The organism is Micromonospora sp. AMSO12t, from assembly GCF_008806585.1.
Lineage (GTDB): Bacteria > Actinomycetota > Actinomycetes > Mycobacteriales > Micromonosporaceae > Micromonospora > Micromonospora reichwaldensis.
In genome coordinates this window covers 1-12329 of sequence record NZ_WAAS01000072.1, presented here as the reverse complement: position 1 = coordinate 12329, position 12329 = coordinate 1, and the positions used below count along the sequence as shown (strand labels likewise).

The 12329-nt window shown below is 75.9% G+C and carries 5 protein-coding genes; 4 read left to right on the top strand and 1 reads right to left on the bottom strand.

The annotated features are described in order from the left end of the window. Positions 1-86: 86 nt before the first annotated feature. The gene (locus F6X68_RS13775) at positions 87-1700 is read right to left on the bottom strand and encodes an RICIN domain-containing protein (protein WP_151454648.1); all 1614 of its coding nucleotides are present in this window, start codon (positions 1698-1700) and stop codon (positions 87-89) included. 499 nt (positions 1701-2199) lie between these two features. Here F6X68_RS13775 and F6X68_RS13770 point away from each other — a divergent pair, with 499 nt between their 5' ends. The 4 genes from F6X68_RS13770 to F6X68_RS13755 form a co-directional block, all read left to right on the top strand. Beyond that, the gene (locus F6X68_RS13770; protein WP_192581393.1) at positions 2200-5469 is read left to right on the top strand and encodes a non-ribosomal peptide synthetase; all 3270 of its coding nucleotides are present in this window, start codon (positions 2200-2202) and stop codon (positions 5467-5469) included. Beyond that, positions 5462-6520, top strand: coding sequence for a TauD/TfdA family dioxygenase (locus F6X68_RS13765; RefSeq protein ID WP_151454646.1), 1059 nt, complete (start codon positions 5462-5464; stop codon positions 6518-6520). The genes F6X68_RS13770 and F6X68_RS13765 overlap by 8 nt, the downstream gene beginning before the upstream one ends. Beyond that, positions 6517-7533 (top strand): TauD/TfdA family dioxygenase, encoded by a 1017-nt coding sequence (locus F6X68_RS13760; RefSeq protein ID WP_151454645.1) that lies wholly within the window; start codon positions 6517-6519, stop codon positions 7531-7533. Before F6X68_RS13765 ends, F6X68_RS13760 begins: the two co-directional genes overlap by 4 nt. Further along, on the top strand, positions 7530-12329 hold a 4800-nt coding region (locus F6X68_RS13755; protein WP_151454644.1), incomplete at its 3' end, for a non-ribosomal peptide synthetase. The genes F6X68_RS13760 and F6X68_RS13755, both read left to right, overlap by 4 nt.

Below are 12329 nucleotides of genomic sequence, written 5' to 3'. Positions count from 1 at the left end.
GTGCCCGTCCGACCATCCGGCGTCCCGGTCGATTGCCGACGCCGGACGGCCGGAGCGACCCCGGCGAGCGTGCCGGGGCCGCCCGGTCAGCACCGGACGATCGTGGAGTTGCTCAGCCCGACGTTGCTGATGGTCAGGTTGTCCGCGCAGGGGTTCTCGACGATCCGGCTGTTCACCAGCGTGAAGTTGCGCAGCGTGATGTCCCGGTTGCCGGGGAACTCGGTGCGCTCGGCCAGCCGGATCTCGCCGCCGCCGCTGATCGTGCCGCCGCCGGCGGCGATGTTCACGTTCTGGCAGTTCTCGATCAGGACCGCGTTGTTGCCGGTGTTGGCGATGTCCACCCGGTCGACCGTGGCGCCCCCGGACTCGGAGACGCAGAAGATCCCCCGGCCGCCGCCGCGTGCCCGGACGGTGCCCACCCGGACGTTGGTCGGGTAGCCGGAGCCCACGCGCCCGTTGCGGTTGGCCATCCGGAAGGCGGCGTACCCGGTGCCGGCGCCGGCGTTCTCGGCGTCGACGGTGGTGACCGTGGCGTTGATCGTCTGGTTGAGCAGCAGGCCAGACTCGCCCACGTCGCGCGCCGTGACGGTGCCGATGGTCAGCCCGTCCACGCCGTACGTCTCGACCGCGTGGGAGCTGGCGCCGGAGACGTACGCGCTGTCGATCCGGACGTTGCGGGTCCACTGGCTGGTGTCCCCGCGGTTGTCGATGCGGATCCCGAGCCCGCTGCGGAGCCGCATGTCGATGCGGCCGAGGACGACGTCCGTGACGTTGCGCAGGAAGATCCCGTAGACCGGGGCGCCGGTGACGGTGAGGTGCCCGACCTCGATGTTGGTGGTGCCGCGGGAGTAGATGGGCGCCTGGTCGCCGCTGCCCGAGCCGGTGACGTCGATGGTGCCGCAGACGTCGATCGCGGTGTAGCTGGGCAGGGAGATCCGTGAACCGGCGCTCATCGAGCCGGAGCCTCGTACGACGACGCGCTGCTTGCTGGTCCGCCCGGCGCTGAGGCTGTTCACGGCGGCCTGGACGGCGGCGCGCATGTCGCTTCCGGTGTAGACCGTGCTGGCGCCGTTGCGGGCGGTCCAGGTGCCGCCGCTGAGCACCGCCTCGGCCTGGAACGCGCCGCTGCCGCAGGCGGTGCCGCCGGAGCCGAGATTGACCAACTGCCACTGCTGGTTGGCGCCGCCGAGGTCCTGGTACTGGGAGATCATCGCGCCGTCGGCGGTCGACCACTGCCACACGTCCAGCGCCTTGTTGGAGTGCCGGTTGACGAGGCGGACGTGGCCGCCGTCGGCGTCGGCGAGCCGGAAGTGCTGCCGGGTGTTGCCGCTGGCGGCGGTGTTCTGGACGAGTTGGACCCCGTCCTCGGCGCTCGGCAGTTCCAGCACCTTGCCGCTGTGCGCCGAGCGGATCTGGTGGTATCCGCCGCCCACGTCGACGAACCGCCACTGCTGCACGGCCAGGTCGTTGCGGGTGAACTGGTTGACCGGCGCGCCGTCGGCGGTGGACCAGCCCCACAGGTCCATGGCCTTGCCGCTGTGCCGGTTGACGAGGACGTAGGTGGCGCCGGGGTCGACCGTGGCCGCCGCGGCGGGCTGCGGACCGACGGCCACGGCGGCGCCGACGAGCGCCAGCGCGGCCGCGGCCACCAGGCCGAGGCGTCGACGGGTGGGATGTCTGTGCGGGTCGGGGGACGTCATGTGGCTCCTTCGGCTGGCGCGGGGCGGCGGGAGGGGCGCGCGACCACCCCGGCGAGGCCGCCAGCGATCCAATCCCGTCGATGCATAGAAGATGGTAAGCGCTTTCCCGCGCCGGCGCGAACGCCGTCGGCGCGGTCGGCGGCCGGCGGTCGGGGGAGCTGCCCGATACCTGACAGTCGTTCGGTGGCCACATCGGACCCGTTGATCGCGCGGTGGGAAGTCTGCCGTGGTGGGGCCCGTCGGGGCGCCTGATCACCCGCGGGAACGGCCGAATCTGGGATTCCATGCGGGCGCCACTCGTGTCCCGGATTCTGGGAGACATCTTGGCAGTGGAATCGGCGGTCGTGGACTCTCTCTGCGGAGAGCGATGGCCCGGTGGCTCATGGTCACGATGCGTCATCGTCTCCGGTCGTCGGCCTGGCAGTGGGCGCGCGACCGATCACCGTCGGTAGTGGGGGGAATGCTCGGTGGGACGCGCCATGCCAGCTTGCGGTTCGCGGTGAGCGCACCAGCGCGCCCCGCCGGGCCGGTCCGTCGGCCCACCCAGTCCCGTCGCCCCGACGTCCGACCGCCCGCCGTCGACACCCTGCACCGGATGGTCGAGGCCCAGGTCGACCGGACCCCGGACGCCGACGCCGTGTGGTGCGACGGGCAGGTTCTCACCTACGGCGAGCTGGACGCGGCGGCCAACCGGTTGGCCGCGCTCCTCGTCGACCGGGGGGTGCGCCAGGGCGACCGCGTCGGCGTCTGCCTGCCCCGCAGTCCCCGGCTCGTGGTCGCGCTGCTGGGCGTGCTCAAGGCCGGTGCCTGCTACGTGCCGCTGGACCCGGCCTACCCGGCCGCCCGGGTCGCCTTCATGACCGAGGACTCCGGGGCCCGACTGGTGCTGACGGTGGCCGACCTCGCCGACCGGTTCGCCGACGCCGCGCTCCGTCTCGACGACCTCGACCTCGACACCCGCCCGGCGGCCCGCCCCGGCCTGCCCGGCGACCCGTCCGACCTGGCGTACGTCATCTACACCTCCGGCTCGACCGGCCGGCCCAAGGGCGTCGCCGTCGAGCACCGCTCGGCCTCCGTGCTCATGCACTGGACCCGGGAGACCTTCACCGACGTCGAACTGGGCGGCGTGCTCGCCGCCACGTCCGTCTGCTTCGACCTGTCCGTCTTCGAGCTCTTCGGCCCGCTCTGCTGGGGCGGTCGGGTGGTGCTCGTCCGCGACGCGCTGGCGCTGGCCGCGCCGGACGCCGACCGGCTGCCCGTCGCTTTGGTCAACACCGTGCCGTCGGCGATGACCGAGCTGCTCGCGGCCGGCGCGCTGCCGGGCAGCGTCCGCACCGTCTGCCTCGCGGGCGAGCCGTTGACCGCGGCGCTCGCCGCCCGGGTGCTCGCCCGGCCGCACGTGCGCCGGCTCTGCAACCTCTACGGGCCGTCCGAGGACACCACCTACTCGACCTGGGCGGAGGTGCCGGCCGACGGGGGAGACCCGCCGATCGGCCGTCCGTTGCCGGGCACCCGCGTCTACCTGCTCGACGCGGACGGCCGGCCGGTGCCGCCCGGAGAGCCGGGAGAGCTGTACCTGGCCGGCGCCGGGCTGGCCCGGGGCTACCTCAACCGGCCGGACGAGACCCGGGCGCGTTTCCTGGCCGATCCGTTCCGCCCGGGGGAGCGGATGTACCGCACCGGCGACCGGGTCCGGTTGCGCCCCGACGGGCAGTTGCAGTTCCTCGGCCGGATGGACGACCAGGTGAAGCTGCGCGGCTACCGCATCGAGCTGGGCGAGGTGGCCGCGCGGCTGGCCGCCCTGCCCGGCGTACGCGAGGCGACCGCCGCGGTGCGGACCGGTCCGAGCGGCGACCCGCTGCTCGTCGGCTACCTCGTCGGCGAGCGCCGCGACGACGTGCGGGACCTGCTGCGGGAGACGGTCCCCGCCCCGCTCGTGCCGTCCGCCGTCGTCTGGCTGGACCGCCTGCCGACCACCCCCAACGGCAAGGTCGACCGGGCGGCGCTGCCCGCCCCGGAGGCCGCCGGCCCCGCGATCGACGGCGACGGCACGCCGCTGGCCGGCTCCGCCGCCACGGTCGCCGCCGTCTGGCGGGACGTGCTCGGCCGGCCGGTGGACCGGGCGGAGGCGGACTTCCTCGCCCTCGGGGGCGACTCTCTCCTGGCCGTACGCTGCGCCACCCGGCTCGCCGCCGCGACGGGCCTGCCGGTCGCCCCGGCGGCGCTGTTCGCGCACGCCACGGTGGAGGCGCTCGCCGACCACCTCGACGACCTGCGCCGAGCCGCCGGACCCGCCGCCGCGCCCGCCGGCACCGCCGCGCCCGCCGGCACCGCCGCGCCCGCCGGAGCCGCACCCGGGCCGGGGCACCCGTCGGCCGGCGGTACGCCACCCGCGGCGCCCGGGGACACGGCCCCGCTCTCGGCCGCGCAGACCCGGCTGTGGTTCCTGCACCAGCTGGACCCGGCCGACACCTCCTACCTGGTGTCGTTCGCGGTCCGGCTGCCGCCGGGGACCGACCCGGGAGCGCTCGGCCGGGCACTGCGCCGCGTGGTGGCCCGGCATCCGGCGCTGCGCACCGTCTTCCCGTCGACCCCGGACGGCCCGGTGCAGCGGGTCCGCGACGACCTCGACGTCCCGCTGGTCGTCGCCCCGCCCCGTGCCGGGGTGCCGCTGGACGAGCAGCTCGCCCAGCTCGCCGCCGCCGACGCGCGTACCCCCATGGACCTCGCCACCGGCCCGCTGCTGCGCGCCCGACTGGTCGCCGCCGACGACGGGCGGGCGGTGCTGCTCCTGGTCGCCCACCACATCGTCTGCGACGACTGGTCGTTCAGCGTCATCGTGCGGGACCTGGGCCGCGCCTGCGAGGCCGAGTCGGCGGGCGCCGGGGCGGGCCCGCCGTGGCCGGCCGGTCCGGCGACCGGCCCGGCGGAACTCGCCGTGGCCCAGCGGGACTGGCTGGCCGCCCCGGCCGGACGGGAGGCCGTGGCCGCCGTGGTCGCCGGGCTGCGCGGCGCGCCGACGGTCCTGGACCTGCCCGCCGCCGCACCGGCGCGCGCCGCCGGCACGTCGCCCCGCGCGGACCGGTCCCCGGCCGGGGCCGCCCTGCGGACCCGCATCGACGACGACACCGCCGCCGTGGTCCGCGACCTCGCCCGCGCCAGCCGCGCCAGCCTGCACATGGTCGGGCTGGCCGCCTTCGCCGCGCTGGTCGCCGCGGAGACCGGCCGCACCGACGTGCTCATCGGTGTCGCCTTCGCCGGCCGGACCAGCGTCGCCGCCGAACAGAGCGTCGGCTGCTTCGTCAACACCATGCCCCTGCGCCTGCGGCCCGGCCCGGACCGGTCCTTCGCCGACCTGGTGGACGAGGCGCGCCAGGTGACCCTCTTCGCCGCCGCCCACCAGGACGTGCCGTTCGACGTCGTCGTCGAGCGGCTCCGCCCGGCCCGGCAGCCGGGCCGCAACCCGCTGGTCCAGGTCGCGTTCGGCGTGCAGAACGCCCCGGCGGCCCGGCACGTCGACGCCTCCGGCGGCGAGTTCGTCGGGGTGGAGCTGACCCCCGACACCGCCCGGCTCGACCTGACCCTCTGGCTCGACGAGCGCCGCGACGGGCTGGCGGCGCTCTGGACCTACCGCACCGACCGCTTCGACGGCGAACTGGTCGACACGTGGCACCGCCGCTTCACCGCACTCCTACGCGGCGCGGCCGCCGATCCCCGGCGCAGCCTCGCCCGATGTGCCCACACCCTGGGGGGAACGAGAGATGAGTGAGCAGACCCCGGTCGCGCCGGTGATCCCGCGCCGCGGCCGCGAACGGTCCCTGGTCGACGTACGCCCCGACTGGCCCGGCGGGCCCCTGCCGGCCCTCGTCCGGGCCAACGTGCCCGACGTGGACCTGGCCGCCTGGCTGGCCGGCAACCGGTCCACCGTGGACGAGCTGGCGCGCCGCGCCGGCGCCGTGCTGTTCCGTGGCTTCGCGGTGGACGGCGCGGCCGACTTCCGCACCGTCATGGCCGCCCTCTCCGACGACGTGCTCAGCTACGGCGAGCGCTCGTCGCCGCGCAGCGAGGTGACCGAGGGCGTCTACACCTCCACCGAGCACCCGGCCGACCAGCCGATCGTGCTGCACAACGAGCAGTCGTACACGGTGAACTGGCCGCTGCGCATCGTCTTCCACTGCGAGACCGAGCCTGCCGCCGGTGGGCGCACCCCGCTGGCCGACAGCCGCCGGGTGCTCGACCGGCTGCGGCCGGAGACGGTCGCCGGATTCGAGCGCCGGGGCGTGCTCTACCGGCGCAACTACCTGCCGGGGATCAGCCTGCCGTGGCAGACGGCCTTCCAGACCGACGACCGGGCCGACGTGGAGGCGTACTGCGCCCGTGCGCTGATCGACGTCGAGTGGGTCGGCGAGCAGCAGCTGCGCACCCGGCAGGTCCGCCCCGCCGTGCGGGAGCACCCGGTGACGGGGGAGCGGACCTGGTTCAACCACGCCCTGTTCTTCCACGTCACCTCGCTGCCGGCGGAGGTCAGCGCCGGGCTGCGCGCGTCGCTCGCCGAGGAGGACCTGCCCTACCAGACCGCGTACGGCGACGGCACGCCCATCGGCGACGACGTGCTGGCCGAGCTGCGCGCCGCGTACGCGGCCGAGACCCGCTCCTTCGCCTGGCGGCGCGGCGACGTGCTGCTGGTGGAGAACATGCTGGCCGCGCACGCCCGGGAGCCGTTCACGCCGCCCCGCCGCATCCTGACCGCGATGTCCGACCCGGTCGCCGCGCCCGAGCTGACCGCCGCCACCGTGACCTCCACGGGGGTGCGGTCGTGACCGGGCCGGCGCCGCGCCGACGGGGCAGCGTGGCGGTCACCTCGCCGGTGTCCCGCCGGGTGCTGGTCGACGGCACGTTCGTGCTGCTGGTGGAGGCCGCCGTGCCGGATCTCGACCTGGCCGGCTGGCTGGCGGGGCGCCGCGACGAGCTGCTGCGCGACCTCGACGCCCACGGGGCGGTCTTCTTCCGGGGCTTCGAGGTGGCCACGGCCGACGACTTCAGCCGGGCCGCCCGCGCGGTCAGCCCGGACCTGCTCGGCTACCTGGAACGCGCCGCGCCCCGGCACGAGGTCGCGGAGAAGGTCTTCACCTCCACCGAGTTCAACGCCGAGCAGTGGATCCCGCTGCACCACGAGATGTCGTACTCGCACAACTGGCCCACCCACCTCTACTTCTGGTGCGCCCAGCCGGCCACCGGCAGCGGCGGCGCGACCCCGCTGGCCAGCGAGCGGGTGGTGAGCCCGCGCATTCCCGCCGAGGTACGGCAGCGGTTCCTCCGGCACGGGGTCAGCTACGTGCGCAACTACGGCCCGCACCTGGACCTGCCCTGGCAGGAGGCGTTCCAGACGACCGACCGCGCCGAGGTGGAGAAGTACTGCGCCGACTCGGCCACCGAGTACACCTGGCTCGACGGCGACGGGCTGCGGACCCGGGCCCGCCGGCAGGCGGTGGCGACCCACCCGCGCACCGGCGAGACGGTCTGGTTCAACCACGCGCACCTGTTCCACGTCTCCAACATGCCCGCCGAGGTGTCGGCCGCCCTGCTGCGCGAGTACGGGCCCGAGGGGCTGCCCCGCAACGCCTACTACGGCGACGGCGAGCCGATCCCCGACGAGGCGGTGGCCGGCATCCGGGACCTGTATCGGGAACACGCGGTGTCGGTTCCCTGGCAGCGCGGCGACGTGCTGGTGGTGGACAACTTCCTCGCGACCCACGGTCGCGAACCCTTCAGCGGCGACCGGCAGATCCTGGTCGCCATGTCCGACCTCTACCTCAACCGGAGCGTGGTGTGAACGGCTACCGTCTGTCCCCGATCCAGCGGCTGGCCTGGTCCGGGGCGCAGGACCTGGTCCGCGCCCGGGTGCTGCTCGACCGCCCGCTGGACCGGGCCCGGTTGCAGACCGCCCTGGACGCGGTGGTCGCCCGGCACGAGGCGCTGCGCCTGACCCTGGTGCACCACCCCGGGCTGCGGGTGCCGTTGCAGGACGTCGACGACGGCCGCAGCGTCGTCGTCGGCGCCCAGGGCGAGCTGTCGGTGACCGTCACCGACGACGCCCTGGAGCTGGCCGCCACGCCGTTGATCGCCGACCCGGCGAGCCTGCGGCTCGTCCTCGCCGACCTGGCCCGCGCGTACGCCGACGGCCGGCTGGCCGACGACCCCGACGCCCTGCAGTTCCTCGACGTCACCGAGTGGCAGCTGTCGCAGCGGCAGGAGGACGACCCGTTCGGCGCACCCGCCGCGCCGGCCGCGCGGCTGGTCACCCCGCACGGCGACGACCCGGCCGAGGTCGGCACCGCGACCCTGCCCGCCGCGGCGCTGACCGCCGCCGCGCGGGAGGCCGGCGTCGGCGTCGCGAACCTGCTCTTCGCCGCCTGGGCGCTCGCGCTGTCCCGCCGGGCCGAGCCGCCCGCCGGGGTCGACGACGCGGACCTGGTGCTGGCCCGGTGGAGCGACGGGCGGCAGGCCACCGGGACGGCCGGTGTCGTCGGCCCGCTGGGCGGCCACGCGCCGGTCCGGCTGGGCCTGCCCCTGCCGGCCGCGCCCAAGGCGCTGCTCGACGAGGTACGCGCCGCCGAGTCCGCCGCCGAGGAGGCGTTCCACCTGGTCGATCCGGTCGGCGAACACTCCGACGCGGTCGCCGGTTTCGCCGTCGTACCGGCCGGGGACCCGGCGGCCCTGGGTGGCCTGGGCGCCACCGCCGTCGAGGTCTCCGCGCTGCCCGCGACGGCCGGCCCGCAGCTGACCGCCGTGGTCGGCGACGACGAGGTGACCCTGCGGGTGGTCGGGGGCCGCTGGTTGCTGGAGGGCCTGCTGGCGATCCTGGGGTCGCTGCCCCGGGCGCTGGCCGACGGCACGCCGCTGGTGCTGACCGGCGAGGCGGAGGCCCGCTGGCTCGCCGAGGCGGCCGGCCAGCCGTCCCGCGCCGGGGTGCGCACCCTCGTCGAGCTGCTCGACGACGGGCTGGCCGGCGCCGACCAGGACAGCCCGGCGGTGGTCGCCGCCGACGGCACGTACACCGTCGGCGAGCTGCGCGACGTCGCGGCCCGGGTCGCCGCCGCCCTGGTCGAGCGGGGGCTGCACCGCGCGCGGGTGGGCGTGCTCGCCACCCGGTCCCGGGACACCGTCGCCGCGTTCCTCGGCGTGCTGCGGGCCGGCGCGGTGTACGTACCGCTGGACCCGGCGGCGCCGGCGGAGCGGCTCGCCGCGCAGGTCCGCGCGGTCGACGCCGGGCTCGTCGTCGGCGCGGGCGGCCCGGCGGGGCTCGCCGGCGCGACCGTCGCCGAGTTGGCCGCCGGCACCGCGACGGCGGCCGTGCCCCCGGCGGCGCCCACCGAGCCCGCCTACGTCATCTTCACCTCCGGCTCCACGGGCACGCCGCGACCGGTCCAGGTCCCGCACGGCGCCGCAGCCCACCTGGCGTACGCGCTCGAGGAGACCGTGTACGCGGGCAGCCGGGCCGGGCTGCGGGTGGCGGTGAACGCCCCGCTCACCTTCGACGCCTCGGTCAAGCAGCTCGTGCAGCTGGCCCACGGCCGCAGCCTGTACCTGGTGCCCGAGGACGTCCGGCGCGACGGTGCCGAGCTGGCCGCGGCCCTCGCCGACAACCGGGTCGACGTGCTCGACCTGACCCCCTCCCAGCTGCGCATCCTGCTCGCCGGGGCCGGCGACGCCCGGCTGCCGGAGCTGCTGCTGGTGGGCGGCGAGGCGATCCCGCCGGACCTCTGGGACGCCCTCGCCGCGCTGCCCGGCGTCCGGGCGGTCAACCTGTACGGGCCCACCGAGTGCACCGTGGACAGCACCGCCGCCGAGATCCGTCCCGCGACGGCGCCGACCATCGGCCGTCCGCTGCCGGGCGTCGGCGTGTGGGTCCTCGACGAGCGGCTGCGGCCGGTGCCGCCCGGCGTGGCCGGCGAGCTCTGCGTCAGCGGGCCGCAGCTGGCCGACGGCTACCTGGGCGACCCGGAGACGACGGGCCGCCGGTTCGTCCGGGCCGCCCTGCCCGGCGGCCGGACGGAGCGGGTCTACCGCACCGGCGACCGGGTGCGCTTCGACGCCGAGGGGCGCCTGCGCTACCTGGGCCGGCTGGACGACCAGGTGAAGATCCACGGCTTCCGGGTGGAGCCGGGCGAGGTGGCCGCGACGCTGCGGGCACACCCGGAGGTCGCCGACGCGGCGGTCGTGGCCCGCGACGACGACGGGCACGGCGACCGCCTCGTCGGCTACGTCCGCCCAGCCGCGCCGGCCGTCGACGTCGACCTGGACCGGGTCGCCGGGATCAACCCGCACGAGACCCGCTACCTGTACGACGAGATCTTCACGCAGCGGGTCTACCTGCGCGACGGCATCGTGCTGCGCCGGGGCGCGACGGTCTTCGACGTCGGCGCCAACATCGGCATGTTCTCGCTGTTCGTCCACGCGGCCTGCCCGGACGTGACCATCCACGCCTTCGAGCCGGTGCCGTCGGTGGTGGCGGTCCTGCAGCGCAACGTCGAGGAGTTCGGCGTGCCGGCCACCGTGCACCCGGTGGGCCTGTCCACAGCGCCGGGGCAGGTCTCCTTCACCTACTACCCGGGCTACTCGATGATGTCCGGCCAGGCCGCGTACGCCGACCCGGCGGCCGAGGTCGCCGTGATCAAGCGGTTCCTCGCCAACGAGCGCGACCGGGGCGAGTCCGACCGGGAGACCCTGCTGGAGCGGGTCGACGAGCTGTTGGCGGAGCGCTTCGACGGCTCCGAGGTGACAGTCGACGTGCGCCCGCTGTCGGAGGTCATCGACGAGGTCGCGCCGGAGCGCATCGACCTGCTGAAGATCGACGTGCAGCGGGCCGAGGCCGACGTGCTCGCCGGCATCGAGGAGCGGCACTGGCTGCTCATCGCGCAGGTCGCCATGGAGGTGCACGACGCCGTCGGCACCGACACCGAGGGGCGCCTGGACGAGCTGATCGCCCTCTTCGAGGACCGCGGGTTCGACGTGGTCACCCGCCAGGACGACCTGCTCACCGGCACCGACCGGCACACCCTGCACGCCGTGCGCCCCGAGTACGCCGCCGACCCGCGGCCCGCGGTGGCGGTCCCGGACGGCCTGGCCGCCGGCCCGCTGGAGGCCCGGTTGACCGACTGGCTCGCCCAGCGGCTGCCCGCCCACCTGGTCCCCGCGGCCGTGGTGCTCCTCGACGACCTGCCGCTGACCCGCAACGGCAAGCTCGACCGGGCCGCGCTGCCCGCGCCGGAGCTCGACCGGGCCCGGCGGGAGCCGGCCGTGGCGCCGGCCAACCGGGCCGAGGAGATCCTCGTCGAGGCGTGGCGGGAGGTCCTGGGCACGCAGTCGGTCGGGGTGACCGACAGCTTCTTCGCCCTCGGCGGCGACTCGATCCGCAGCATCCAGATGCAGGTCGCGGCGAACCGGCGCGGCCTGTCGTTCCGGCTCGGCGACATCTTCGTGCACCAGTCGATCCGGGAACTGGTCGCGCACGGCGAGATCACCCTCACCGGGCCCGACGCCGACGCCACCGACGCCTCCGACGTGGCCGGGGCGGCGGAGCCGTTCGCCCTGGTCGCCGCCGCCGACCGGGACCGCCTGCCCGCCGGGCTGGCCGACGCCTATCCGATGACCGCGCTGCAACAGGGCATGGTCTACCACTGCGAGCTGACCGGCGATCCGGCGATGTACCACAACGTCACCGCGCACCGCGTCGACGCGCCGCTGGAGGCGGAGGCGCTGCGCGCCGCGCTGGCCGACCTGGTCGCGCGGCACCCGGTGCTGCGGACCGGCTTCTCCCTCGGCGCCTTCAGCGAGCCGCTGCAACTGGTGCACGCCGAGGTGCCGGTCGAGGTGCCGGTGACGGAGCTGACCGACGCCGACGGGGCCACCCGCCGGGCCCGCGTCGACGAGCTGGTGGCGGCCGAGCGGGTGCGGCCCTTCGACTGGGACCGGCCGCCGCTGCTGCGGCTGCACGCCGTGCGCGACGACACCGACACCTTCACCCTGATCGTGGCGGAGTGCCACGCGATCCTCGACGGCTGGAGCCTGCACCTCCTCCTCGGCGAGTTGCTGGCCGCGTACGACCGGCGCCGCGCCGGGCTGTCCGTGCCGCACCGCCCGACGTTGCCCTTCCGCGCGTACGTGGCGGCGGAACGGGAGGCCGTGGCGGACGCCGGGTCACGCCGGTTCTGGCTCGAGGGTGCCGGCGGCGTGCCGCCGCTGCTGCTCGGCGGGGCGGAGCCACGGATCACCACCACCCGGCGGGTGCCGCTGGCGGCGTCCACCACCGGCGCCGTCACCGCGGCCGCCCGGGCCGCCGGCGTACCGGCCAAGTCCTGGCTGCTCGCGGTCCACCTGCGGGTGATCGGGGAGGTCGCCGGCCGGGACGAGGTGGTCACCGGGCTGGTCGTCGGCGCCCGGCCCGAGGCCGAGGGGAGCGACGCCACGCTCGGGCTGTTCCTCAACACCCTGCCGGTGAGCGCCGTGCTGGGCACCCGGTCGCTGGCCGAGCTGGCCGCCGCCGCCTGGCAGGCGGAGCGGTCGCTGATGGGCCACCACCGGTTCCCGCTCGCCGAGATCGTCCGGGCGGGCGGGAACCGGTGGTGG

Coding starts and splice junctions, on each gene's coding strand:
- F6X68_RS13775 (WP_151454648.1), bottom strand. CDS start 1,700: ATGACGTCCCCCGACCCGCACAGACATCCCACCCGTCGACGCCTCGGC.
- F6X68_RS13765 (WP_151454646.1), top strand. CDS start 5,462: ATGAGTGAGCAGACCCCGGTCGCGCCGGTGATCCCGCGCCGCGGCCGC.